Origin of the sequence: Streptomyces daghestanicus (assembly GCF_020521275.1) — a bacterium.
Classification (GTDB): Bacteria; Actinomycetota; Actinomycetes; order Streptomycetales; family Streptomycetaceae; genus Streptomyces; species Streptomyces griseoviridis.
Genome location: NZ_BNDX01000002.1, coordinates 622,765 through 647,748 on the forward strand (window position 1 = coordinate 622,765; position 24,984 = coordinate 647,748).

General features: G+C 68.9%; 17 protein-coding genes, 3 rRNA genes and 1 riboswitch. Of the genes, 16 read left to right on the plus strand and 4 right to left on the minus strand.

All coding sequences use genetic code 11. From position 1 onward, the window contains the following. Window positions 1–20: 20 nt before the first annotated feature. Window positions 21–554 (plus strand): NUDIX domain-containing protein, encoded by a 534-nt coding sequence (locus Sdagh_RS03005; RefSeq protein ID WP_190009902.1) that lies wholly within the window; start codon window positions 21–23, stop codon window positions 552–554. Window positions 555–575: 21 nt separating this feature from the next. On the opposite strand, the gene Sdagh_RS03010 is transcribed toward Sdagh_RS03005, so the two are convergent. Continuing rightward, window positions 576–2,936: a glycoside hydrolase family 31 protein gene (locus tag Sdagh_RS03010; RefSeq protein ID WP_190078718.1), complete on the minus strand. Its 2,361-nt coding sequence runs from the start codon at window positions 2,934–2,936 to the stop codon at window positions 576–578. A gap of 175 nt (window positions 2,937–3,111) precedes the next feature. Between Sdagh_RS03010 and Sdagh_RS03015 the strand changes: the two genes are divergently transcribed. Together Sdagh_RS03015 and Sdagh_RS03020 are read left to right on the plus strand one after the other, a co-directional pair. Next, window positions 3,112–5,076, plus strand: coding sequence for an acetoacetate--CoA ligase (locus tag Sdagh_RS03015; protein ID WP_190009906.1), 1,965 nt, complete (start codon window positions 3,112–3,114; stop codon window positions 5,074–5,076). A 101-nt stretch (window positions 5,077–5,177) separates the two neighbouring features. After that, window positions 5,178–6,080, plus strand: a complete 903-nt coding sequence (locus Sdagh_RS03020; RefSeq protein ID WP_190078719.1) for a DUF8829 domain-containing protein — start codon at window positions 5,178–5,180, stop codon at window positions 6,078–6,080. A 91-nt stretch (window positions 6,081–6,171) separates the two neighbouring features. On the opposite strand, the gene ptsP is transcribed toward Sdagh_RS03020, so the two are convergent. Together ptsP and Sdagh_RS03030 are read right to left on the minus strand one after the other, a co-directional pair. Then, on the minus strand, window positions 6,172–7,842 hold the full coding sequence (ptsP, locus tag Sdagh_RS03025) for a phosphoenolpyruvate--protein phosphotransferase (RefSeq protein ID WP_190078720.1): 1,671 nt from the start codon (window positions 7,840–7,842) through the stop codon (window positions 6,172–6,174). Window positions 7,843–7,916: 74 nt separating this feature from the next. After that, entirely contained in the window at window positions 7,917–8,366 is a 450-nt protein-coding gene (locus Sdagh_RS03030; RefSeq protein ID WP_189425118.1) for a PTS sugar transporter subunit IIA, read from the minus strand. A 551-nt stretch (window positions 8,367–8,917) separates the two neighbouring features. Between Sdagh_RS03030 and Sdagh_RS03035 the strand changes: the two genes are divergently transcribed. From Sdagh_RS03035 to Sdagh_RS03095, 13 genes are all read left to right on the plus strand, one after another. Then, a 16S ribosomal RNA gene (locus Sdagh_RS03035) occupies window positions 8,918–10,442 on the plus strand. Window positions 10,443–10,723: 281 nt separating this feature from the next. Next, window positions 10,724–13,844: ribosomal RNA gene (locus Sdagh_RS03040) — 23S ribosomal RNA — on the plus strand. A 77-nt stretch (window positions 13,845–13,921) separates the two neighbouring features. Beyond that, a 5S ribosomal RNA gene (gene rrf / locus Sdagh_RS03045) occupies window positions 13,922–14,038 on the plus strand. The 16S, 23S and 5S rRNA genes sit together here, the layout of an rRNA operon. A 109-nt stretch (window positions 14,039–14,147) precedes the next feature. Continuing rightward, window positions 14,148–14,756, plus strand: a complete 609-nt coding sequence (gene clsA, locus Sdagh_RS03050) for a cardiolipin synthase ClsA (protein ID WP_189421364.1) — start codon at window positions 14,148–14,150, stop codon at window positions 14,754–14,756. Window positions 14,757–14,872: 116 nt separating this feature from the next. After that, on the plus strand, window positions 14,873–17,368 hold the full coding sequence (locus Sdagh_RS03055; protein ID WP_189421365.1) for a mannose-1-phosphate guanyltransferase: 2,496 nt from the start codon (window positions 14,873–14,875) through the stop codon (window positions 17,366–17,368). 167 nt (window positions 17,369–17,535) lie between these two features. After that, window positions 17,536–18,372 (plus strand): DUF881 domain-containing protein, encoded by an 837-nt coding sequence (locus Sdagh_RS03060; RefSeq protein WP_226534483.1) that lies wholly within the window; start codon window positions 17,536–17,538, stop codon window positions 18,370–18,372. Continuing rightward, complete coding sequence (locus Sdagh_RS03065) at window positions 18,369–18,701, plus strand: small basic family protein (RefSeq protein ID WP_003977440.1); 333 nt, start codon at window positions 18,369–18,371, stop codon at window positions 18,699–18,701. Before Sdagh_RS03060 ends, Sdagh_RS03065 begins: the two co-directional genes overlap by 4 nt. Before the next feature lie 5 nt (window positions 18,702–18,706). Then, entirely contained in the window at window positions 18,707–19,555 is an 849-nt protein-coding gene (locus Sdagh_RS03070) for a DUF881 domain-containing protein (protein WP_189421368.1), read from the plus strand. Between the two features lie 61 nt (window positions 19,556–19,616). Beyond that, on the plus strand, window positions 19,617–20,552 hold the full coding sequence (locus Sdagh_RS03075; RefSeq protein WP_189421371.1) for a zinc-ribbon and FHA domain-containing protein: 936 nt from the start codon (window positions 19,617–19,619) through the stop codon (window positions 20,550–20,552). Between the two features lie 42 nt (window positions 20,553–20,594). After that, window positions 20,595–21,332, plus strand: coding sequence for a transcriptional regulator FtsR (gene ftsR / locus Sdagh_RS03080; protein WP_190077841.1), 738 nt, complete (start codon window positions 20,595–20,597; stop codon window positions 21,330–21,332). A 74-nt stretch (window positions 21,333–21,406) separates the two neighbouring features. Continuing rightward, on the plus strand, window positions 21,407–21,880 hold the full coding sequence (locus tag Sdagh_RS03085) for a bifunctional nuclease family protein (protein WP_188183535.1): 474 nt from the start codon (window positions 21,407–21,409) through the stop codon (window positions 21,878–21,880). 160 nt (window positions 21,881–22,040) lie between these two features. Further along, complete coding sequence (locus Sdagh_RS03090) at window positions 22,041–22,670, plus strand: MerR family transcriptional regulator (protein WP_370594869.1); 630 nt, start codon at window positions 22,041–22,043, stop codon at window positions 22,668–22,670. A gap of 40 nt (window positions 22,671–22,710) precedes the next feature. Further along, window positions 22,711–24,201, plus strand: coding sequence for a DNA polymerase IV (locus Sdagh_RS03095; RefSeq protein ID WP_190077842.1), 1,491 nt, complete (start codon window positions 22,711–22,713; stop codon window positions 24,199–24,201). A gap of 15 nt (window positions 24,202–24,216) precedes the next feature. Here Sdagh_RS03095 and Sdagh_RS03100 read toward each other — a convergent pair whose 3' ends face one another. After that, on the minus strand, window positions 24,217–24,591 hold the full coding sequence (locus tag Sdagh_RS03100) for a PRC-barrel domain-containing protein (RefSeq protein ID WP_189421375.1): 375 nt from the start codon (window positions 24,589–24,591) through the stop codon (window positions 24,217–24,219). 125 nt (window positions 24,592–24,716) lie between these two features. Then, window positions 24,717–24,813, plus strand: a riboswitch (glycine riboswitch). The last annotated feature ends 171 nt before the right edge of the window (window positions 24,814–24,984 follow it).

Genomic DNA, 24,984 nt, shown 5'->3' on the forward strand with positions numbered 1-24,984 from the left:
CATCGGATACAGTCCGCCGCGTGTCCGAAACTCCGACCTCCGTTCCCGGCTCCGCACCGGGCTCCCACTGTTCGAGCTGTGGCACCCCTTACGGGGAGGGCGTCTCCGGCTGGCCCCGCACCTGCCCCGCCTGCTCCACCAGGGCCTACCGCAACCCCCTGCCGGTCGCGGTGGCCCTCCAGCCCGTCTACGACACCGAGGGCACCGCCCTGGTCGTCATCACCCGGACCGTCGCACCCGCCCGCGGCGGCACGGCCCTGCCCGGCGGCTACATCGACGACCGCGAGGACTGGCGGCACGCCGTCGTCCGCGAACTCCAGGAGGAGACGGGCATCCACGCGGCGAGCCGCGACGTACGCCTCGCCGACGCCATGAGCGCGCCCGACGGCCACCTGCTCCTCTTCGGACTGCTCCCCGAGCGGCCGGCCGCCGACCTGCCGCCCTCCGCCGCCACGGACGAGACGGAGGGCAGGCACCTCCTGCGCCGCCCCGCCGACCTCGCCTTCCCCCTGCACACCGTCGCCGTCCGCGCCTGGTTCGACGGCCGCTACTGACATACGGCCGTCAGGGCCCGGTCAGTGCCCGGCCAGCCCGCGCACCCGCACCGGGCGGCCCGCCTCGACCGGCCCGTCCGCGCCTTCCCGCTCGACGGCCGGCCGTCCGTCCCGCCACCGCGCGGTATACCACTCGACGGCCGGCTCCGCCCAGCCGTCACCGCTGTCCGGCACGTACTGCCCGCCCCCGGTCCGCCCCGGGGCGGGCGCCCACACCTCCAGCTCCACCCCGCCGTCGGCGCCCCGCACCGGAAACACCGCACCCGCGCGCGCGAACACCGGAATCCGCTCCAGGGACGCCTCGACCAGCACCTGCCCCGGCCCCTCGTGGACCCGCTCCGTCGCCGTGTCGTACCACCGTCCGGGCGGCAGCCGCACCGCCCGCCGGTCCGCGCCCGGCGCGAGCACCGGCGCCACCAGCAGACAGTCGCCCAGCAAGAACGCGTCCTCGCAGTCCCGCAGTCCCCGGTCCTCCGGCGCCGTCCACCAGACCGGCCGCGCATAGGGCGCGCCCGTACGCCGCGCCAGGTGCGCCAGCGTCATGAAGAACGGCTGCAACCGCCGCCGCTCCTCCAGCGCCACGCGCGCGTGCCCGAGGATCTCGTCCCCGAACGCCCAGGGTTCCCCGCGCCCCGCCCCCGGCCCCGTCCAGGTCCGCAACAGCGGCAGGTACGCCGCCATCTGCAGCCACCGCAGATACAGCTCCGGCGACGGACTCCCGCCCCGCCCCCCGACGTCCGTCCCGGAATACGGCACTCCGCACAACCCCAGTCCGAGCACCAGCCCCAGCGACGCCCGCAGCCCCGGCCAGCCCGCCGCCACGTCCGCCGACCGCACACCGCCGTACCGCTGCGTCCCCGCCCAGCCCGCGCGGGAGAGCACGAACGGCCGCTGCCCGGGGACCAGCTTCCGCAGCCCCTCGTGCGCGGCCCGGGCCAGGCACAGCGCGTACACGTTGTGCGCCTCCCGATGGTCACCGCCCCGCCCCTCCAGCCAGTGCCGGGCCGACCGCGGCAGCGTGGCCTCCCCGAACGCGGCGGACGACGCCGGCTCGTCCAGGTCGTGCCAGAACCCCGCGAAGCCCTGCGTCAGCCGCTCCTCGTACAACCGGCCCCACCAGGCCCGCACGCGCGCGTGCGTGACATCGGGGAAGACCACCTCCCCGGGCCGGCCCGCCTCCCGCACCACCTCCCCGGTGGCGTCCCGCACGAACACGTCCGCCGCCACGCCGCCGTTGTACACCGCGTCCCCCGGCACGGCCGCGACCGCCGGGGCGACGGCCGACACCAGCCGCACGCCGTCCCGCCGCATCTCCTCGGCGAGCTGCGGCAGCTTCGGGAACCGCTCCGGGTCGACGCTGAACCCCCGGTGCCCGTCATGGTGCCCGGCCCCCAGGTGCACCGCGTCCAGCGGCAGCCCCCGCTCCAGATGGCCGGCGACGGCCTGCCGCACCTCGTCCTCGTCCCCTGCCGCCCACCGCGCGTGCTGGTGACCGAGCGCCCACGCGGGCGGCACCGCCGGCGCCCCGGTCAGCGCCGCCCATACCCGCAGCACCCGCGCCGGCGTCCCCACCGCCACCCAGCAGCGCAACGGCCCCCCGTCCATCCGCAGCACACTCGTCCCCGGCCGGTCGTGCCCCGACCCGGCCCCCTCCTGCCCCTCCCGCAGCGCCACGGCGCCGTCCCAGGAGCTGTCGTAGAACACCAGGTGCGTCCCCGCGTCGGCCACCACCAGCTGCACCGGCATGGTGAGCGACGACGCGCCGTCCCCCGGCCCGGTGCCCGGCGCCGTGTTCCACAGCCGGTACCGCCCGTCCCGCAGCCGGGGCCCGGCGGCCCGTCCGCCCAGCCCGAAGAACCGCGCGTCGGCGGTCACCTCCGAACGCTGCATCCAGCGCGCCCGGCCCCCGCCGTCCGGTTCCCACCACCTCGGCGGCAGATCCCGCCGCAGCGTCACCCCGCCCGGTGTGCGCACCTCCACCGCGCCGTGCCGCGACACGGCGACCGTGGTCCGCTCGGCCACCACCCGCCAGCCACCGTCCTTGTCCGGCTCCAGCGCCGCCCGCGGATCGGCCTGCGGACACCGCCCGGCCAGCGCGTACGACGGCTCCGGAGCGGCCCCGTCCCAGCCCCAGAACACCGCCCCGTTCGCCGCCACCAGCACCCGCAGCTCCGAACGGTCGAACCGGACGACCCCGCCCCCGGGCCCCGGCTCCACCTCCCGCAGCACCCCCGGCACCCGCGCCCGCTCGGCACCCCGGGGCGTGAGCCCCACCGCGTCCGAACGCCGTCTGCGCCAGGCCGCCCGCACGGACCGCAACCCCTGCCCCGCCCCCACCGAACCGACCGACTTCACCGAACGCACCAGGTCACGACCGTCCATGCTGCTCACCCTGCCACCGACCGCCCCGCCCCCGGGCACCGTTCAACTTCCGTTCACCCGTCCCGGGAGCGGATCTTCACGACACGGGCCGTGCGGGGCACACCCTGGTGCGGAAGTCGATCACATGGCATCGTCCCTGTCAGCCGCCGCCTGCGCACCGTCCGGGAGCCGACCCATGCCGACCGCACCCCAGCCGCTCTGGCAGCCCACCGAGGAACGCGTCGCCAGGGCGCGGATCACCGCGTTCCAGCGCTGGGCCGCCGACCACCACGGCGCCCCCGCCGACGGCGGCTACCCGGCCCTGCACCGCTGGTCCGTCGCGTCCCCGGACGCCTTCTGGCGGGCCGTCACCGAGTGGTTCGACGTACGGTTCACCACGCCGTACGCGCGGGTACTGGGCGACCGCGCGATGCCCGGCGCCCAGTGGTTCCCCGGCGCCACGCTGAACTACGCCGAACACGCCCTGCGCGCGGCCGGCACCCGCGCGGACGAACCCGCCCTCCTGTACGTCGACGAGACCCACGCCCCCCGCCCGGTCACCTGGGCGGAGCTGCGCCGCCAGGTCGGCTCCCTCGCGGCCCGGCTGCGCGACCTGGGCGTCCGCCCCGGCGACCGCGTCAGCGGATACCTCCCCAACATCCCGCAGGCCGTCGTCGCCCTGCTGGCCACCGCCGCCGTCGGCGCCGTCTGGACCTCCTGCGCCCCCGACTTCGGCGCCCGCAGCGTCCTGGACCGCTTCCAGCAGGTCGAACCCGTCGTCCTGTTCACCGTCGACGGCTACCGCTACGGCGGCAAGGAGCACGACCGCCGGGACGTCGTCGCCGAACTCCGCCGCGAACTGCCCACCCTGCGCGCCGTCGTCCACATCCCGCTCCTCGGCACGGACGCCCCCGAAGGCACCCTCGACTGGACGGCCCTGACCTCCGCCGGCACCGAGCCCGTCTTCGAACAGGTCCCCTTCGACCACCCCTTGTGGGTCCTGTACTCCTCCGGCACCACGGGCCTGCCCAAGGCCATCGTCCAGTCCCAGGGCGGCATCCTCGTCGAGCACCTCAAACAGCTCGGCCTGCACTGCGACCTCGGCCCCGGGGACCGGTTCTTCTGGTACACGTCGACCGGCTGGATGATGTGGAACTTCCTCGTCTCCGGCCTCCTCACCGGCACCACGATCGTCCTCTACGACGGCAGCCCCGGCTTCCCGGACACCGGCGCCCAGTGGGCTGTCGCCGAACGCACCGGCACCACCCTCTTCGGCACCTCCGCCGCCTACGTCATGGCCTGCCGCAAGGCCGGCGTCCATCCCGCCCGCGACCACGACCTCTCCCGCGTCCAGTGCGTCGCCACCACCGGCTCCCCGCTCCCGCCCGACGGTTTCCGCTGGCTCCACGACGAGGTCGGGGAGGATGTGTGGATCGCCTCCGTCAGCGGCGGCACCGACGTGTGCTCCTGCTTCGCGGGAGCCGTCCCCACCCTCCCGGTGTACATCGGCGAACTCCAGGCCCCCGGCCTCGGCACCGACCTCCAGTCCTGGGACCCCGACGGCAACCCCCTCACCGACGAGGTCGGCGAACTCGTCGTCACCGCCCCCATGCCCTCCATGCCGATCCGCTTCTGGAACGACCCCGACGGCAGCCGCTACCACGACAGCTACTTCGCCACCTACCCCGGCGTCTGGCGGCACGGCGACTGGATCACCGTCACCTCCCGGGGCTCCGTGATCATCCACGGCCGCTCCGACTCCACCCTCAACCGGCAGGGCGTCCGCATGGGCTCGGCCGACATCTACGAGGCCGTCGAACGCCTCCCCGAGATCCGCGAGTCCCTGGTCATCGGCGTCGAACAACCCGACGGCGGCTACTGGATGCCCCTCTTCGTCCACCTGGCCCCGGGGACCACCCTCGACGAGGCACTCCTCACCCGCGTCAAGCGGACCATCCGGGAACAGCTCTCCCCGCGCCACGTCCCCGACGAGGTCATCGAGGTCCCCGGCATCCCCCACACCCTCACCGGCAAGCGCATCGAGGTCCCGGTCAAACGCCTTTTCCAGGGCACCCCCCTGGAAAAGGCCGTCAACCCCGGCTCCATCGACGACCTCGACCTCCTCCGCTTCTACGAGGACCTGGCCCGCAAGCGCCCCTGACCCCCCGTCACACCCCGGTCGACCCTCACTGTCAGTGGTCGCGGTTACGGTGAGTGAGCATGGAAGACCGTGCACCGACCGACCGCGTACCTGGGGGAGACATGACGTACACCGACCGGACCGCCGACCGCACCGCCCGGAGCGTCCTGCGCCGCGAGATCGCCGGCACCATCGGCCTGCTCACCGACGAGCACGACTTCCGCGTCATGCGGCGCTACCGCAGCTTCCCCTTCGACGACCACCCCACCTACCTGCGGCACGTCGAGGACGTCCTGCGGACCCGGGCCGCCCAGGGCTCCCACACCACGATCGCCCTCTTCGACCCCGAGGAGTACGCGGCCTACTGCGAGGAGGCGGGCCTCGACCCCGACGTCCCCTCCAGCCGCACCCGTTTCACCGCCGAACTCGCCGCCACCGGCCCCACCGTGCCCTACGAGGGCCAGCCCCTCACCGACGTCCTGCCGACCCTCATCGACGAAGCCGTCCGCCAGGCCACCCGGGAGTACGCCGCGGCCCTCCTCGCCCGTCTCGGCTCCTGCGCCTCCTGCGGCCAGGACCTGGGCACCGCCGCCTACCACCGGGCCGCGGCCCTCATCACCCGCGTCATCGACACCGCCCCCGCAGGGCGACGCCACCTCGTCTGCAGCGTCTCCGCGGTCCCGGAGACCCTCCTCTCCGTCCTCCACGCGGACACCGAACCCGACGGCTCCACCCACCTGGACGAGACCGAACTCCTGGAGTTCACCAGCGTCCTCGCCCTGGGCCTGGCCACGCACAGCCCCGGCGGCCTGGTCATCCGCACCTGTGCCCCCGACACCCCCGACCGCGTCTACGGCTGGCGGCTGCGCGGGTACGGCCTCGACCCGCTCACCGCAGGCGAGGTCTTCGACGCCTACTGCACCGACACCGAGTCCGGCGACCTGATCTCCCCGGAGTCCAACGTCGACTACTGCGCACCACCCGACCTCGAAGACGACGACCCGGTCCAGGACCACCACCACTGAACGCCGGCCGGACGCCGGAGGGGGCGCCCACCTCCAGGTGGAGCGCCCCCTCCGGAAACACCGCACGGCGACACCGCCGCCTCCGGCGGCCCTACTCGCCGGACAGCACCGCCTGCGCCGCGTCACGTGCCTCCTGGGCACTGTCGGCCGTCCGGGCGGCGGCAGCGGCCCGCTCGCACTGGGCCAGCGTGAACTTCGCCAGCATCGCCCGCACGTAAGGAATCGAGGCCGCCCCCATGGACAGCGAGGTGACCCCCAGACCGGTCAGCACGCACGCGAGCAGCGGATCGGACGCCGCCTCACCGCAGACACCGCAGCTCTTGTTCTCGGCCCGCGCCGCCTCCGCGGCCAGCGCCACCAGATCGAGCAGCGCGGGCTGCCACGGGTCCTGGAGCCGGGACACCGCGCCCACCTGCCGGTCGGCGGCGAAGGTGTACTGCGCGAGGTCGTTCGTCCCCAGCGACAGGAACTCGACCTCCCGCAGCACCGACCGGGCCCGCAGCGCGGCGGACGGGATCTCCACCATGGCACCGAACTTCGCCCGCAGCCCGGCGGCCCGGCAGGCGTCCGCGAACGCCTTCGCGTCGGCCCGGTCGGCCACCATCGGCGCCATGACCTCCAGATGTACGGGGAGCCCCTCGGCCGCCGTCGCCAGCGCCGACAACTGCGTCCGCAGCACCTCGGGGTGGTCCAGCAGCGTCCGCAGCCCGCGTACGCCGAGCGCCGGGTTCGGCTCGTCACCAGGGGTCAGGAACGCCAGCGGCTTGTCCGCGCCCGCGTCCAGCACCCGCACCACGACCCGGCCCTCCGGGAACGCCTCCAGCACCTGCCGGTACGCCGCGACCTGCTTCTCCTCGCTCGGCGCCCGCTCACTGTCGTCCAGGAAGAGGAACTCGGTCCGGAACAGACCGACGCCCTCCGCACCCGCCTCGACCGCGGCGGCCACATCGGCCGGCCCGCCGATGTTCGCCAGCAGCGGCATCCTGTGCCCGTCGGAGGTGGCGCCGGGACCGCTGGACGAGGCCAGCGCCGCCTTCCGCTCGGCGGCCTGCGCCTCCAGCCGCGCCCGCTCCTCGGCACCCGGCTCGACGAAGACCTCACCACTGCTGCCGTCCACGGCGATCACCGTGCCCTCGGCCAGCTCACCCGCCCCGGGCAGCGCCACCACGGCCGGCACTCCCAGCGCCCGCGCCAGGATCGCGCTGTGGCTGGTCGGCCCGCCCTCCTCGGTCACGAACCCCAGCACGAGCGCGGGGTCCAGCAACGCGGTGTCGGCGGGCGCCAGGTCACGCGCGATGAGCACGTACGGCTGGTCGCTGTCCGGCACCCCGGGCATCGGCACCCCGAGCAGCCGGGCGACGATACGGTTCCGCACGTCGTCGAGGTCGGCCACCCGCCCGGCGAGGTACTCACCGGCACCGGCCAGCAGCGCCCGGTACGCCGCGAAGGCGTCGTACACGGCCCGCTCGGCCGTGCTCCCGACGGCGATCCGCCGCTCCACGTCCGCCATCAGCTCGGGGTCCTGCGCCATCATCGCCTGCGCCTCGAGCACCGCCTGGGCCTCGCCGCCGGCCAGGTTGCCGCGCGCCGTCAGGTCGGCCGCCACCGCATCGACGGCCTTGTGGGCCCGCTCCTGCTCGCGCTCGGCGTCCTCGGCCGGGATCTGCTTGGCCGGCGGCTCCAGCACCGCCGTACCCATGTGCCGGACCTCGCCGATCGCCACTCCGTGACTGACGCCGACGCCTCGCAGCGTTGTCTCCATCTCACCGTCTCCGATAGCGCGGCGGACCACACCGCCGCGGTGTCATTACTGCCTGCCGTCGCGCCTACGACGGGTCACTGCCAGAGGAAGAGGTCCTCGCCGACCCTGACGTCTCCGTCCTCACGGAGCTGGGAGAGGGACTCGGCGGTGGCCTCCAGCGCCACGACCGGGCACACGGGGGACTTGCCGGCGGCCTCGACGGCGGCCGGGCTCCAGCGCACGATCGCCTGCCCGCGCGTCACGGTGTCCCCCTTGTTCACCAGCAGCTCGAAACCTTCCCCGTTGAGCTGCACGGTGTCGATACCGAGGTGGGTCAGTACTCCGTGTCCGCTCTCGTCGACGACGACGAAGGCATGCGGATGCAGGGAGACGATCACCCCGTCCACGGGCGCCACCGCCTCCGACGGCTCACGCACGGGGTCGATCGCGGTACCCGGGCCGACCATGGCCCCGGAGAAGACCGGGTCCGGCACGGCGGCCAGTCCGATGGCGCGACCGGCCATCGGGGACGTCACGGTGGTCATGGGGAGCCTCCCAGGAGGTGGGGGATGGAGATGAGCCGTCACCGGCTGTCCCGGACGGCACGTTGTGCAGCAGGGTATGTCACAGGAAGCACCGGTTCCGCATGATCGTACCGTAAGAGGTCTAGACCACACTGGCCATCGATTTGCACCCGTTCCACGGCCGGATGTACAGTCGTTACTCCTGCTTGAGGTTGCGGCCCGTAAGCGAGGCCCCGCCAGGTAGCAGACTCCAACTGATCAGATCCTATCTTCGGATCGCCTTCTGCATGTCCGCAGACGGGTGGTCAGAGGGGCCGGGAAAGCCTGATAGTGTTGGAAACACCGAAGGGAAGCGCCCGGAGGAAAGCCTGAGAGAGTCTCTCGGGTGAGTACAAAGGAAGCGTCCGTTCCTTGAGAACTCAACAGCGTGCCAAAAGTCAACGCCAGATATGTTGATACCCCGTCTCCAGCTTCTGCTGGGGCGAGGTTCCTTTGAAGAAAAATACAGCGAGGACGCTGTGAACGGTCGGATTATTCCTCCGGCTGTTCCGCTCCCGTGAGCTGTTGAAGCATTCACGGAGAGTTTGATCCTGGCTCAGGACGAACGCTGGCGGCGTGCTTAACACATGCAAGTCGAACGATGAACCACTTCGGTGGGGATTAGTGGCGAACGGGTGAGTAACACGTGGGCAATCTGCCCTGCACTCTGGGACAAGCCCTGGAAACGGGGTCTAATACCGGATAATACTTCTCCTCGCATGGGGAGGGGTTGAAAGCTCCGGCGGTGCAGGATGAGCCCGCGGCCTATCAGCTTGTTGGTGAGGTAGTGGCTCACCAAGGCGACGACGGGTAGCCGGCCTGAGAGGGCGACCGGCCACACTGGGACTGAGACACGGCCCAGACTCCTACGGGAGGCAGCAGTGGGGAATATTGCACAATGGGCGAAAGCCTGATGCAGCGACGCCGCGTGAGGGATGACGGCCTTCGGGTTGTAAACCTCTTTCAGCAGGGAAGAAGCGAGAGTGACGGTACCTGCAGAAGAAGCGCCGGCTAACTACGTGCCAGCAGCCGCGGTAATACGTAGGGCGCAAGCGTTGTCCGGAATTATTGGGCGTAAAGAGCTCGTAGGCGGCTTGTCGCGTCGGTTGTGAAAGCCCGGGGCTTAACCCCGGGTCTGCAGTCGATACGGGCAGGCTAGAGTTCGGTAGGGGAGATCGGAATTCCTGGTGTAGCGGTGAAATGCGCAGATATCAGGAGGAACACCGGTGGCGAAGGCGGATCTCTGGGCCGATACTGACGCTGAGGAGCGAAAGCGTGGGGAGCGAACAGGATTAGATACCCTGGTAGTCCACGCCGTAAACGGTGGGCACTAGGTGTGGGCAACATTCCACGTTGTCCGTGCCGCAGCTAACGCATTAAGTGCCCCGCCTGGGGAGTACGGCCGCAAGGCTAAAACTCAAAGGAATTGACGGGGGCCCGCACAAGCGGCGGAGCATGTGGCTTAATTCGACGCAACGCGAAGAACCTTACCAAGGCTTGACATACACCGGAAAACCCTGGAGACAGGGTCCCCCTTGTGGTCGGTGTACAGGTGGTGCATGGCTGTCGTCAGCTCGTGTCGTGAGATGTTGGGTTAAGTCCCGCAACGAGCGCAACCCTTGTCCCGTGTTGCCAGCAGGCCCTTGTGGTGCTGGGGACTCACGGGAGACCGCCGGGGTCAACTCGGAGGAAGGTGGGGACGACGTCAAGTCATCATGCCCCTTATGTCTTGGGCTGCACACGTGCTACAATGGCCGGTACAATGAGCTGCGATACCGTGAGGTGGAGCGAATCTCAAAAAGCCGGTCTCAGTTCGGATTGGGGTCTGCAACTCGACCCCATGAAGTCGGAGTCGCTAGTAATCGCAGATCAGCATTGCTGCGGTGAATACGTTCCCGGGCCTTGTACACACCGCCCGTCACGTCACGAAAGTCGGTAACACCCGAAGCCGGTGGCCCAACCCCTTGTGGGAGGGAGCTGTCGAAGGTGGGACTGGCGATTGGGACGAAGTCGTAACAAGGTAGCCGTACCGGAAGGTGCGGCTGGATCACCTCCTTTCTAAGGAGCACATGGCCGACTGCAAGCAAATGTCTTGCACGGTTGCTCATGGGTGGAACGTTGACTATTCGGCACACTTCAGTTGGATGAGAGCGCTAGTACTGCTTCGGCGTGGAACGCGGGTCTTGTCGACGGGGAGTGTCGGGCACGCTGTTGGGTGTCTGAGGGTACGGCCGTGAGGTCGCCTTCAGTTGCCGGCCCCAGTGAACTCGGGATGTTGTCCCGGGGTGGTGGGTGGTTGGTCGTTGTTTGAGAACTGCACAGTGGACGCGAGCATCTGTGGCCAAGTTTTTAAGGGCGCACGGTGGATGCCTTGGCACCAGGAACCGATGAAGGACGTGGGAGGCCACGATAGGCCCCGGGGAGTCGTCAACCAGGCTTTGATCCGGGGGTGTCCGAATGGGGAAACCCGGCAGTCGTCATGGGCTGTCACCCTTGCCTGAACACATAGGGCAAGTGGAGGGAACGCGGGGAAGTGAAACATCTCAGTACCCGCAGGAAGAGAAAACAACCGTGATTCCGGGAGTAGTGGCGAGCGAAACCGGATGAGGCCAAACCGTATGCGTGTGAGACCCGGCAGGGGTTGCGTATACGGGGTTGTGGGATCTCTCTTTCACAGTCTGCCGGCTGTGAGGCGAGTCAGAAACCGTTGATGTAGGCGAAGGACATGCGAAAGGTCCGGCGTAGAGGGTAAGACCCCCGTAGTCGAAACGTCAGCGGCTCGTTTGAGAGACACCCAAGTAGCACGGGGCCCGAGAAATCCCGTGTGAATCTGGCGGGACCACCCGCTAAGCCTAAATATTCCCTGGTGACCGATAGCGGATAGTACCGTGAGGGAATGGTGAAAAGTACCGCGGGAGCGGAGTGAAATAGTACCTGAAACCGTGTGCCTACAAGCCGTGGGAGCGTCGGGGTGGAGCTTGCTTCATCCTCGTGACTGCGTGCCTTTTGAAGAATGAGCCTGCGAGTTTGCGGTGTGTTGCGAGGTTAACCCGGGTGGGGTAGCCGTAGCGAAAGCGAGTCCGAACAGGGCGTTTGAGTAGCACGCTCAAGACCCGAAGCGGAGTGATCTAGCCATGGGCAGGTTGAAGCGGAGGTAAGACTTCGTGGAGGACCGAACCCACCAGGGTTGAAAACCTGGGGGATGACCTGTGGTTAGGGGTGAAAGGCCAATCAAACTCCGTGATAGCTGGTTCTCCCCGAAATGCATTTAGGTGCAGCGTCGTGTGTTTCTTGCCGGAGGTAGAGCACTGGATAGGCGATGGGCCCTACCGGGTTACTGACCTTAGCCAAACTCCGAATGCCGGTAAGTGAGAGCGCGGCAGTGAGACTGTGGGGGATAAGCTCCATGGTCGAGAGGGAAACAGCCCAGAGCATCGACTAAGGCCCCTAAGCGTACGCTAAGTGGGAAAGGATGTGGAGTCGCAGAGACAACCAGGAGGTTGGCTTAGAAGCAGCCACCCTTGAAAGAGTGCGTAATAGCTCACTGGTCTAGTGATTCCGCGCCGACAATGTAGCGGGGCTCAAGCGTACCGCCGAAGTCGTGTCATTGCAGCAATACTCCCAACGGAGGCTGTGATGGGTAGGGGAGCGTCGTCTGCCGGGTGAAGCAGCCGTGTAAGCGAGTTGTGGACGGTTGACGAGTGAGAATGCAGGCATGAGTAGCGATACACACGTGGGAAACGTGTGCGCCGATTGACTAAGGGTTCCTGGGTCAAGCTGATCTGCCCAGGGTAAGTCGGGACCTAAGGCGAGGCCGACAGGCGTAGTCGATGGATAACCGGTTGATATTCCGGTACCCGCTGTGAAGCGTCAAACATCGAGCATCGTGATGCTAAGGCCGTGAAGCCGTTCCGGACCCTTCGGGGAATGGAAAGTGGTGGAGCCGCCGGCCCAAGCGGTTAGTAGGTGAGTGATGGGGTGACGCAGGAAGGTAGTCCATCCCGGGCGGTGGTTGTCCCGGGGTAAGGGTGTAGGACGTCAGGTAGGTAAATCCGCCTGGCAATAGTCTGAGACCTGATGCCGAGCCGATTGTGGTGAAGTGGATGATCCTATGCTGTCGAGAAAAGCCTCTAGCGAGTTTCATGGCGGCCCGTACCCTAAACCGACTCAGGTGGTCAGGTAGAGAATACCGAGGCGTTCGGGTGAACTATGGTTAAGGAACTCGGCAAAATGCCCCCGTAACTTCGGGAGAAGGGGGGCCACGTCTGGTGATGATCTTTACGGTCTGAGCTGGGTGTGGCCGCAGAGACCAGCGAGAAGCGACTGTTTACTAAAAACACAGGTCCGTGCGAAGCCGTAAGGCGATGTATACGGACTGACGCCTGCCCGGTGCTGGAACGTTAAGGGGACCGGTTAGCTCCATTTCGGTGGGGCGAAGCTGAGAACTTAAGCGCCAGTAAACGGCGGTGGTAACTATAACCATCCTAAGGTAGCGAAATTCCTTGTCGGGTAAGTTCCGACCTGCACGAATGGCGTAACGACTTCTCGACTGTCTCAACCATAGGCCCGGTGAAATTGCACTACGAGTAAAGATGCTCGTTTCGCGCAGCAGGACGGAAAGACCCCGGGACCTTTACTATAGTTTGATATTGGTGTTCGGTTCGGCTTGTGTAGGATAGCTGGGAGACTGTGAACTCTGGACGCCAGTTCAGGGGGAGTCGTCGTTGAAATACCAGTCTGGTCGTGCTGGATGTCTAACCTGGGTCCGTGATCCGGATCAGGGACAGTGTCTGATGGGTAGTTTAACTGGGGCGGTTGCCTCCTAAAGAGTAACGGAGGCGCCCAAAGGTTCCCTCAGCCTGGTTGGTAATCAGGTGTTGAGTGTAAGTGCACAAGGGAGCTTGACTGTGAGACCGACGGGTCGAGCAGGGACGAAAGTCGGGACTAGTGATCCGGCGGTGGCTTGTGGAAGCGCCGTCGCTCAACGGATAAAAGGTACCCCGGGGATAACAGGCTGATCTTCCCCAAGAGTCCATATCGACGGGATGGTTTGGCACCTCGATGTCGGCTCGTCGCATCCTGGGGCTGGAGTCGGTCCCAAGGGTTGGGCTGTTCGCCCATTAAAGCGGTACGCGAGCTGGGTTTAGAACGTCGTGAGACAGTTCGGTCCCTATCCGCTGTGCGCGTAGGAGTCTTGAGAAGGGCTGTCCCTAGTACGAGAGGACCGGGACGGACGAACCTCTGGTGTGCCAGTTGTTCTGCCAAGGGCATGGCTGGTTGGCTACGTTCGGGAGGGATAACCGCTGAAAGCATCTAAGCGGGAAGCCTGCTTCGAGATGAGGACTCCCACCCCCTTTGAGGGGTTAAGGCTCCCAGTAGACGACTGGGTTGATAGGCCAGATCTGGAAGCACCGTGAGGTGTGGAGGTGACTGGTACTAATAGGCCGAGGGCTTGTCCTCAGTTGCTCGCGTCCACTGTGTTGGTTCTGAAACCACGAACAGCCATGTAGTGCTGGTTGTTGTTTGTTTCATAGTGTTTCGGTGGTCATAGCGTTAGGGAAACGCCCGGTTACATTCCGAACCCGGAAGCTAAGCCTTTCAGCGCCGATGGTACTGCAGGGGGGACCCTGTGGGAGAGTAGGACACCGCCGAACAATTCTTGGAGCTCCGGCTCCTGGGCATACCGCCCGGGAGCCGGAGCTTTTTTGCGTTGAGGTAGGGTCAGGGGGCATTGTTGGCTCATTTCATCCAGGAGGCCCCCGGGTGGAGGTCCAGGAGACCCGCGTCCAGACTGACCGGGTCCTCACCATCCCGAACATCCTCAGCATGGCGCGCCTCGTCGGTGTGCCTCTCTTCCTGTGGCTGATCCTCAGGCCCGAGTTCGGCGGCCCCAAGAGCGACGGCTGGGCCCTGCTGGTGCTGGCCCTCAGTGGGATCAGTGACTACCTGGACGGCAAGCTCGCCCGGCGATGGAACCAGATCAGCAGCCTCGGCCGGCTGCTCGACCCCGCTGCGGACCGGCTCTACATCCTGTCCACGCTGGTCGGCCTCACCTGGCGGGAGATTCTCCCGCTCTGGCTGACCGCCGTACTCCTGGCACGTGAGCTGGTCCTGCTGGTCATGGTGGGCATCCTCCGGCGCCACGGTTATCCGCCGCCGCAGGTGAACTTCCTCGGGAAGGCCGCGACGTTCAACCTGATGTACGCGTTCCCGCTGCTCCTGCTCAGTGACGGAAGCGGATGGATCTCGTCACTCGCTGCTATTTTCGGATGGGCGTTCGCCGGATGGGGTACAACCCTCTATTGGTGGGCAGGAGTCCTCTACATGGTTCAGGTCCGCCGCTTGGTCCGCGCGGACACCATGGCCGATTGAACTCGCTGATGGAGCGGCCATAGCCGCCCCGATGGCTCGCGCTGGAAAAGTGCGGGACAATCGAAGGCGGGTGGAGTCGGTCAGACCGTCATCTCTTGGAGGAGGACGCTTCCGACATGAAGGCCGTCGTGATGGCCGGAGGCGAAGGCACACGCCTTCGTCCCATGACCTCGAGCATGCCCAAGCCGCTCCTGCCGGTGGTCAACCGGCCGATCATGGAGCACGTTCTGAGGCTGCTCAAAAGGCATGGGCTCAACGAGACCGTCGTGACCGTGCAGTTCCTGGCCTCACTGGTCAAGAACTACTTCGGTGACGGTGAAGAGCTCGGTATGGAGCTCACCTATGCCAATGAGGAGAAGCCACTCGGTACCGCCGGAAGCGTCAAGAACGCCGAAGAGGCGTTGAAGGACGATGCCTTCCTCGTCATCTCCGGTGATGCCCTGACCGACTTCGACCTCACCGAGCTGATCAATTTCCACAAGGAGAAGGGAGCGCTCGTCACGGTCTGTCTGACGCGCGTACCCAACCCCCTTGAATTCGGGATCACCATCGTCGACGAGGAAGGCAAGGTCGAGCGCTTCCTGGAGAAGCCGACCTGGGGCCAGGTCTTCTCGGACACCGTGAACACCGGTATCTACGTCATGGAGCCGGAGGTCTTCGACTACGTCGAGGCCGATGTGTCCGTCGACTGGTCCGGTGACGTCTTCCCGCAGCTCATGAAGGAAGGCAAGCCGATCTACGGCTATGTCGCCGAAGGCTACTGGGAGGACGTCGGCACCCACGAGAGCTATGTGAAGGCCCAGGCCGACGTCCTGGAGGGCAAGGTCGACGTCGACATCGACGGCTTCGAGATCTCGCCCGGCGTGTGGGTGGCCGAGGGCGCGGAGGTCCACCCGGACGCCGTGCTCCGGGGACCGCTGTACGTCGGCGACTACGCCAAGGTCGAGGCAGGCGCCGAGATCCGGGAACACACCGTCATCGGGTCCAACGTCGTCGTCAAGAGCGGGGCGTTCCTGCACAAGGCGGTCGTGCACGACAACGTGTACGTCGGACCGCACAGCAACCTGCGCGGCTGCGTCGTCGGCAAGAACACCGACATCATGCGCGCGGCGCGGATCGAGGACGGCGCGGTCATCGGAGACGAGTGCCTCGTCGGTGAAGAATCGATCGTTCAGGGCAATGTGCGGGTCTACCCGTTCAAGACCGTCGAGGCCGGCGCGTTCGTCAACAACTCGGTGATCTGGGAGTCGCGGGGCCAGGCGCACCTGTTCGGCGCCAGAGGTGTCTCCGGCATCCTGAACGTCGAGATCACCCCGGAACTGGCCGTGCGGCTCGCCGGCGCCTACGCGACCACCCTCAAGAAGGGGTCGACCGTCACCACGGCCCGCGACCACTCCCGAGGCGCGCGGGCGCTCAAGCGGGCGGTCATCTCCGCGCTGCAGGCCAGCGCCATCGACGTACGGGACCTGGAGAACGTACCGCTGCCCGTGGCGCGGCAGCAGACCGCGCGGGGAAGCGCCGGCGGCATCATGATCCGTACGACGCCCGGGGTACCGGACTCCGTCGACATCATGTTCTTCGACAGTCAGGGCGCCGACCTGTCGCAGGGCAGCCAGCGGAAGCTGGACCGGGTCTTCGCGCGGCAGGAGTACCGGCGCGCGTTCCCCGGAGAGATCGGCGACCTGCACTTCCCGTCCAGCGTGTTCGACTCGTACACCGGGTCGCTGCTGCGGAACGTCGACACGGCGGGCATCGCCGAATCGGGACTGAAGGTCGTCGTCGACGCCTCCAACGGCAGCGCCGGGCTCGTGCTGCCCAGCCTGCTGGGCAAGCTGGGCGTGGACTCGCTGACCATCAACCCCGGTCTCGACGAGTCCCGGCCGACCGAGTCGGCCGACATGCGGCGCTCCGGGCTGGTCCGGCTCGGCGAGATCGTGGCGTCCTCGCGGGCCGCGTTCGGGGTGCGGTTCGACCCCGTCGGTGAGCGGCTGTCGCTCGTCGACGAGAAGGGCCGCATCATCGAGGACGACCGGGCGCTGCTGGTGATGCTCGACCTGATCGCCGCCGAGCGGCGCAGCGGCCGGGTGGCGCTGCCGGTGACCACCACCCGGATCGCCGAGCAGGTCGCGGCGTACCACGGCACCCAGGTCGAGTGGACGACCACCTCGCCCGACGACCTCACGCGGGTCGGCGGCGAGGAAGGGACGATCTTCGGCGGCGACGGCAAGGGCGGGTTCATCGTCCCGGAGTTCAGCAGTGTCTACGACGGCACCGCGGCCTTCGTGCGGCTGATCGGGCTCGTGGCGCGGACTCAGCTCACCCTCAGCCAGATCGACGCCCGGATCCCGAGGGCGCACGTCCTCAGGCGCGATCTGGCGACCCCGTGGGCCGTCAAGGGCCTGGTGATGCGGCGGGTCGTGGAAGAGGCCGGAGACCGCTCCGTGGACACCACCGACGGCGTGCGGGTGGTGGAGGCCGACGGGCGCTGGGTCATGGTGCTGCCCGACCCGGCCGAGGCGGTCACCCACCTGTGGGCCGAGGGCCCCGACGACGCCTCCGCGCAGGCCCTGCTCGACGAGTGGTCGGCGGTCGTGGACAGCGCCGGACGGTAAAAACAGCAGTACGCGCGCGTGCCGGACAAGTGCCCCCAAGGGGGCCTGTCCGGCACGCCGGTGGGGCCGTTCGGAGGCAGGGGCGGCGGCGTGCGACGATGTGCGGCATGCCGCAGCAACCCCCCGTTCGGAGCACAGCCACGCGGCCCTCACGTCCGGACGCCTCCATGTCGTTGCTCACCAACGTCATGGACCACAGCCTCGACGACGGCTACGCCGAGGCGGCGGCCCGCAAGCGGGCCGCGGGCGGCGGCGGCCTGCCCAGGACCCTCCGGGCCAAGCTGGGCCTCGCCGCCGGGCTGGTGCTGGCCGCCCTGGTGGTGACCGTGGGCGCCGCCCAGGCCCGGGTCACGGCGCCGGCCGCCGCCAAGGAGCGCCAGGAACTGATCGACCGCATCGACCAGGAGACGGACGCCGCGGACGACCTGGAGGGCGACGTCGACGCCCTGCGCGACGACGTGGGCGCCCGCCAGCGCGAGGCGCTCCGGCACAGCGCGGACAGCGGCCGCGGCCGGCTCGTGGGGCTCCTGTCGGGAGCCGTCGCCGTACACGGTCCGGGCGTCAAGCTCGTGGTGGACGACGCCGACGCATCCGGCACGGGCAGTGACGGCGAGCCGCGCGGCACCTCCGGGTTCTCCGACACCGGACGGGTGCGCGACCGGGACATGCAGCGAGTGGTCAACGGGCTGTGGGCGGCCGGCGCCGAGGCCATCTCCATCAACGGGCAGCGGCTGACCGCGCTCTCGGCGATCAGGGCCGCCGGAGACGCCATACTGGTCGACAACCGGCCCCTGGTACCGCCGTACACGGTGCTGGCCGTGGGGGACGGGCAGGCGCTCGGCAGCCGGTTCCAGGACAGCGCAGACGGGCTGTACCTGGACGCCCTGAAAGAGAACTACGGCATCCGGACCGGTCTCTCCACGGAGGACGACCTCCGGCTGCCGGCCGCGCCGAGCGTCATCGTGCGCACCGCACAGCCGAAAACCGAGAAGGGCACATCGTGATCGCCGTACTGGGCCTCGTCGTGGGAGTCGTGGCCGGGCTGTTGGTCCGGCCGGAGGTTCCGGCGGCCGTCGAACCGTATCTGCCGATCGCCGTGGTCGCGGCGCTGGACGCCGTGTTCGGCGGGCTGCGGGCCATGCTCGACGGCATCTTCGACGACAAGGTCTTCGTGGTGTCGTTCCTGTCGAACGTGGTCGTGGCCGCGCTGATCGTCTTCCTGGGCGACAAATTGGGCGTCGGCGCCCAGCTGTCCACCGGTGTGGTGGTCGTGCTCGGCATCCGCATCTTCTCCAACGCCGCGGCGATCCGCCGGCACGTCTTCCGGGCGTGAGGCCGATGACCGAGAGCAACGAACACGCGGGAAAGCCCGGGCACCGGCTCCGCGCCGAACTGCCCCAGGAGGTGACGCCGGCACCCGCGCCGGGCGCCGGACCGAACCCGGCCGCGGGCAGGGACGCCGGGCTGACCGGGCGGCAGCGACTGGCGCAGGGACTGTGGCCGCCGCGCGTCACCCGGGCCCAACTCATCGTCGCCCTGCTGCTGTTCGGGCTCGGTTTCGGCCTGGCCGTGCAGGTGGCGTCCAACAGCGACGGGGACAGCGCGCTGCGCGGCGCCCGGCAGGAAGATCTCGTCCGCATCCTCGATGAACTCGATGACCGTACGCAACGTCTTCAAGACGAGAAGCAGGGCCTCGAAGCGCAGCGCGACGAGCTGGAGAACAGCTCCGACCAGGCCGAGGAGGCCCGCAAGCAGACGATCGAGAAGGAGCGGCAACTCGGCATCCTGGCGGGCACGGTGGCCGCGCAGGGGCCGGGCATCACCATGACCGTCACGGACCCGCACGGAACGGTGGAGTCGAAGCACCTGCTCGACGCCGTCCAGGAGCTGCGCGCGGCCGGAGCCGAGGCGATCCAGGTCAACGGCGTGCGCATCGTCGCGAGCACCTATCTGACGGACTCCGGCGACGGTGTGAGCGTCGACGGGAACAAGATCGACGCGCCCTATCGTTTCCAGGTCATCGGCAAGCCGCAGGACCTGGAACCCGCGCTCAACATCCCTGGAGGAGTGGTGCAGACTCTGGAGAAGGAACAGGCCACCGCCACCGTCGAGCGATCGAGCAAGATCGTCGTGGACGCCTTGCGAGCGGCGAAGCAGCCTGACTACGCTCGGTCGTCCTCCGAGTGAACCGGCGGCGCATGGGCGCTGTCCGGCGAGGGCATGAGGTTGCGGGGGGTCGGCGCACCGAATGGGTGGTGCGTGGTGGAAACTGTCTGGCGGAGACGGACGTTGTCAGGATGTCCGGGTCGGCCAGTACGTTCAGTCAGGGTTCGTCCTGCCCCACGGGCGGGTCTGTTTCGGTCAAGGGGAATCGCCCGTGAAGTTGTTTGCGAAGTTGTTCGGCAAGAGCGCGCGAGAGGGCAGCGAGAACGCGACCGCTCGCCACCGTGCGCAGCCCGACGCGGAGGGTCAGCGTCCGCTGTTCCGGGACCAGGTGGGTGGCCAGGGCGCGCCGTCTGTTGACCCTGCGCAGTCCGGCGGCATAGGTTTCGGGCAACCGTCGACCTCAAGTACGGGTTCAGGGTTCCAGCCCGGGCCGTACGCGTCCAACGCCCCGGCGGGGCAGCCGCCGCAGGAGGATCCGTCCATGTCGGCCCTGGTGTGTACGAGGTGCGGTAACCGCAACGCGGAGAACAGCCGCTTCTGCTCCAACTGCGGTGCGCCGCTGCGGGCCGGGGCCCACGCGGAGCGCCCCTCGGAGACGACGTCCACCATCTCGATCTCCGGCCTGGAGGCGTACGACGCCGAGGTGACCGGGCAGACGCAGATGCCGACGCTCTCCCCGGAGGCGCAGGCCGCCGTGGAGGCGCTGCCGCTGGGCTCGGCGCTGCTGGTGGTGCGGCGCGGGCCGAACTCGGGCAGCCGGTTCCTGCTGGACGGCGAGCTGACGACGGCCGGACGGCACCCGCAGAGCGACATCTTCCTGGACGACGTCACGGTCTCCCGGCGGCACGTGGAGTTCCGCCGGCAGCCCGACGGGTCGTTCACGGTCGCCGACGTGGGCAGCCTGAACGGCACGTACGTCAACCGTGAGCGCATCGACCAGGTCGCCCTGTCCAACGGCGACGAGGTGCAGATCGGCAAGTACCGGCTGGTCTTCTACGCGAGCCAGCGGGGTTACTGAGCCGACCCGGGCTCCGTCCGGGGAGATCCCCAGGGAAGGGCCATGGTGCAAACACCGAGCGGTGGTGCCGGTCCCGGCACCGCCGCCACGGACGGTCTGATGAGCATCGGCGCGGTGCTGAACGTGCTGCGCGACGAGTTCCCCGACATCACGATCTCGAAGATCCGGTTCCTGGAGTCCGAAGGGCTCGTGGAGCCGCGGCGGACCCCGGCCGGGTACCGCAAGTTCAGCGCCCGTGACGTCGAGCGGCTCGGCCATGTCCTGCGGATGCAGCGGGACCACTACCTGCCGCTCAAGGTGATCCGGGACCACCTGGACGCCATGGAGCGCGGGGAGGCGGTGCCGCTGCCGACCGTGGGGCGGCAGCGCGAGGGCGGTGAAGCCGTGCCCGAGCCGTCCGGGACGTCCGGCGCCGCCCGGATCGGGCGGGCGGAGCTGCTCGCCGCCGCCGGGATAGAGGAACGCCAGCTCGACGAGTGGGAGGCGTACGGGCTGATCGTCCCGCTGCCCGACGGGTCGTACGACGCGGAGGCGGTCACCGTGGCCACCCTCGTGGTGGAGCTGGGGCGGTCCGGGATCGAGCCACGGCACCTGAGGGTGATGAAGGCCGCCGCCGACCGGGAGGCCGGACTGGTCGACCAGGTGGTGGCGCCGCTGAAGCGGCACCGGAATCCGCAGACCAGAGCCCATGCGGAGGCCCGTACCAAGGAGCTGGCGGGGCTCGCGGTGAAGCTGCACGCGGCTCTGGTGCAGACCGCTCTCGGGGTGCGTCTGCCGTGAGGGGGGCGCCCGGATCGGCCAGCCGTACCCGGCCCGACTACCCAAACGTCCCGGGCACGGCCTAGGGTTGCTGTGTGAACGAGCTCGATGTCGTAGGTGTCCGGGTCGAGATGCCCTCCAACCAACCGATCGTGCTGCTGCGTGAAGTGGGAGGAGACCGCTACCTCCCCATCTGGATCGGTCCCGGGGAGGCGACGGCCATCGCCTTCGCCCAGCAGGGCATGGCTCCCGCACGGCCGCTGACCCACGACCTGTTCAAGGACGTGCTGGAAGCCGTCGGCCAGGAGCTCACCGAAGTGCGCATCACCGACCTGCGGGAAGGTGTCTTCTACGCGGAGCTGGTCTTCGCCAGCGGGGTCGAGGTGAGTGCGCGGCCGTCCGACGCGATAGCGCTGGCGCTGCGCACCGGCACGCCGATCTTCGGCAGTGACACGGTGCTGGACGACGCCGGCATCGCGATCCCGGACGAGCAGGAGGACGAGGTGGAGAAGTTCCGTGAGTTCCTCGACCAGATCTCGCCGGAGGACTTCGGCAGCAGCAACCAGTGAGAGCCGTCCGAAAGGGACATTCGGCTAGCCTTTCCCCGCGAGGGGGCACGGCAAACCACTCGTAGGGTGATTATCACTCGGCGTGCCGAGTGTGGCGATCGTTGACGCACCCTTGGTGACTGCCTACCTTCGAGGAGGCAGGTCAAGGACGGAGGTCGGCGTGAGAAGCAGCGGCGACAGTACGGTGGGGAGCGTCCCTGCACCCGGTCCGGGGTCGGGCGTTCCGTACTCTCCCGAGGGTTCTCGGCTCCGCCCCGCGGTGGCGCCGAGCGGCGGAGGGGCGGCGTCCATGACGTCCGAGCAGATCGGCTACCGGGGGCCCACGGCCTGCGCGGCCGCCGGTATCACCTACCGGCAGCTCGACTACTGGGCCCGTACCGGGCTGGTGGAGCCGAGCGTGCGGTCCGCCCACGGGTCGGGGACGCAGCGGTTGTACAGCTTCCGCGACGTGGTGGTGCTGAAGATCGTCAAGCGGTTCCTCGACACCGGTGTGTCGTTGCAGAACATCCGCACGACCGTCCAGCACCTCAGGGAGAGCGGCTTCCGCGATCTGGAGCGGATGACGCTGATGAGCGACGGCGCCACGGTCTACGAGTGCACGTCTCCCGACGAGGTGCACGCCCTGCTCCAGGGCGGCCAGGGGATCTTCGGGATCGCCGTCGGGGTGGTGTGGCGGGACGTGGAGAACGCCCTGTCGCAGCTGCACGGGGAGCGCGTCGACACCGGGGAGACCCTGGTCGGGCACAACCCGGCGGACGAACTGGCCCGGCGGCGCAACCGGGCGGTCTGAGACCCGCGCGTTGTCAGTGGTGTAGGGCAGCATCGGAGAGGTGAGAACCGCGCCGACGATCCTGCATCTCGACATGGACGCCTTCTACGCCTCGGTGGAGCAGGCGTCGAAGCCGAGTCTGCGCGGAAAAGCCGTGGTGGTGGGCGGTCTGGGGCCGCGCGGCGTGGTGGCCACCGCTTCCTACGAGGCCCGGGTCTTCGGCGTCCACTCGGCCATGCCCATGGCGCAGGCCCGGCGGCTCGCGCCGCACGCCGCCTACCTCGTCCCGCGCTTCCAGCTCTACCGGTCGGTGAGCGAGCAGGTGATGGGGCTGCTGCGGGCGCTGTCGCCGCTGGTGGAGCCGCTGAGCCTGGACGAGGCGTTCGTGGACCTGGAGGCCGGCGGGACGGCCTGGGACGCGGAGTCGGCGCGGCTGACCGGTACCCGGCTGCGGGCCGACATCCGGACCGTCACCGGGCTCACCGGATCGGTGGGGCTCGCCGCCTCCAAGATGCTCGCCAAGATCGCCTCCGAGGACGCCAAGCCCGACGGACTGGTGCTGATCGAGCCGGGCACCGAGCGCGCCCTGCTCGCGCCGATGCCGGTGCGCACCCTGCCGGGCGTGGGGCCGGCCACCGGCGACCATCTGCGGCGGGCGGGGATCACCACCGTCGGCGAGATCGCCGAGGCCGGCGAGGACGAGCTGGTCCGGCTGCTGGGCAAGGCGCACGGACACGCGCTGTACGCCATGGCGCTGGCCCACGACGAGCGGCCCGTGGTCGCCGAGCGGGAGGCCAAGTCGGTGTCGGTGGAGGACACCTACGACGTGGACATCCACGACCGCACCCGGGTCGGTCTGGAGGTGCGGCGGCTGGCCGAGAGGTGCGTGGGGCGGCTGCGCGGGGCCGGGCTGTCGGGGCGCACCATCGTGCTCAAGGTACGGCGGTACGACTTCTCCACCCTGACCCGCTCGGAGACGCTGCGCGGGCCCACGGACGATGTCGCGGTGGTCGCGGAGGCGGCGGCGCGGCTGCTGGACGCCGTGGACACCACCGGCGGGGTGCGGCTGCTCGGCGTGGGCGTCACCGGGCTGGCCGACTTCACGCAGGAGGACCTCTTCGCGCAGGCGGCCGAGGCGCGGGCGGCGGCGGAGGAACGGGCCGTAGCCGAAGAACGGGCGGCGGCCGGGGAACGGGGCGGGCCCGGGGAGCGGGGAGCGGCGGAGGAGCAGGCGGTGACGGGGGCCCCGCCGGACACGGCCGTCGCGGAGGCAGGCCGGACGGCTTCCGCCGAGCCGGACCTTCCGCCCCCCGAGCGCCGCTGGCCCTCGGGGCACGACGTGCGGCACAGCGTGCACGGGCACGGATGGGTGCAGGGCAGCGGCCTGGGCCGGGTCACCGTGCGGTTCGAGACGCCGTACTCGGCGCGGCCGGGGCGGGTGCGGACCTTCCGGACCGACGATCCGGAGCTCGAACCGGCGGAGCCGCTGCCACTGGTGGAGCGAAGACCCGAGGACGCCGGCCCGGTGCGGCCGGCCGGTGCCGCGGGATGACGCCGCGCCCCCGGCTCAGGTGGGCTCCTCCTGGCCCGCCAGCCGGCCGAAGTCGTGGTCGGGCGGCGGGGGCGGGGCGGCGACGTCGAGACCGTAGTGGTGGTAGAGCTGGAGTTCCTGCTCCGGGGAGAGATGGCGGCCGACGCCGAAGTCGGGGGCCTCCTTGACCAGCGCCCGGTCGAAGGGGACGCGCAGGGTGCCGTCGACCAGTTCGCTGGGCTCCAGCGGCACGAAGGCGTCCCGGCCGAAGAGACCGGTGCGTATCGCCGCCCATTCGGGGACGCCGGTGGCGTCGTCGAGGTAGACCTCGTCGACGGTGCCGATCCTCGCGCCGTTGCGGTCGAACGCCTTGCGGCCGATCAGGGTGCGCGGGTCGATGTCGGAACGCACGGGCCCTCCAGCTGGTCGCCAACCATCCGGTTCATCATCCGTAAGCACTACAAAAGAGCACATTCGGATGCGCGGCCACTCGAAAGACCGTGCGGGGGCCTCGCTGGTAGGCTGGCGACGGCTGCTGACCCCGTGCGGGAGAGTCCTCCGGTCGCACACCGGAGGCGCCGAAGGAGCAAATCCTCCCCGGAATCTCTCAGGCCCACGTACCGCACGGACGAGGTCACTCTGGAAAGCAGAGCGGGTGTCGACGGCTCCCGTTCTCACCGACGGTGAAAGCCGGGAACCCTCGGGCGGCCCGGTGAAGCTCTCAGGTCGAGATGACAGAGGGGGAGGCCGTCCGGGCACCCGCGCCGTGGTGCCCCTCGCAGGTCGCGTCAGACCAGGAGGCCT

What these genes read in the sequence shown, in the direction of transcription:
- ftsR (WP_190077841.1), top strand. Translation starts at nt 20,595, where the DNA reads ATGGTGCAAACACCGAGCGGTGGTGCCGGTCCCGGCACCGCCGCCACG.
- Sdagh_RS03020 (WP_190078719.1), top strand. Translation starts at nt 5,178, where the DNA reads ATGACGTACACCGACCGGACCGCCGACCGCACCGCCCGGAGCGTCCTG.
- Sdagh_RS03075 (WP_189421371.1), top strand. Translation starts at nt 19,617, where the DNA reads ATGGGTGGTGCGTGGTGGAAACTGTCTGGCGGAGACGGACGTTGTCAG.
- Sdagh_RS03010 (WP_190078718.1), bottom strand. Translation starts at nt 2,936, where the DNA reads ATGGACGGTCGTGACCTGGTGCGTTCGGTGAAGTCGGTCGGTTCGGTG.
- Sdagh_RS03055 (WP_189421365.1), top strand. Translation starts at nt 14,873, where the DNA reads ATGAAGGCCGTCGTGATGGCCGGAGGCGAAGGCACACGCCTTCGTCCC.
- Sdagh_RS03060 (WP_226534483.1), top strand. Translation starts at nt 17,536, where the DNA reads ATGTCGTTGCTCACCAACGTCATGGACCACAGCCTCGACGACGGCTAC.
- Sdagh_RS03070 (WP_189421368.1), top strand. Translation starts at nt 18,707, where the DNA reads ATGACCGAGAGCAACGAACACGCGGGAAAGCCCGGGCACCGGCTCCGC.
- ptsP (WP_190078720.1), bottom strand. Translation starts at nt 7,842, where the DNA reads ATGGAGACAACGCTGCGAGGCGTCGGCGTCAGTCACGGAGTGGCGATC.
- Sdagh_RS03030 (WP_189425118.1), bottom strand. Translation starts at nt 8,366, where the DNA reads ATGACCACCGTGACGTCCCCGATGGCCGGTCGCGCCATCGGACTGGCC.
- Sdagh_RS03015 (WP_190009906.1), top strand. Translation starts at nt 3,112, where the DNA reads ATGCCGACCGCACCCCAGCCGCTCTGGCAGCCCACCGAGGAACGCGTC.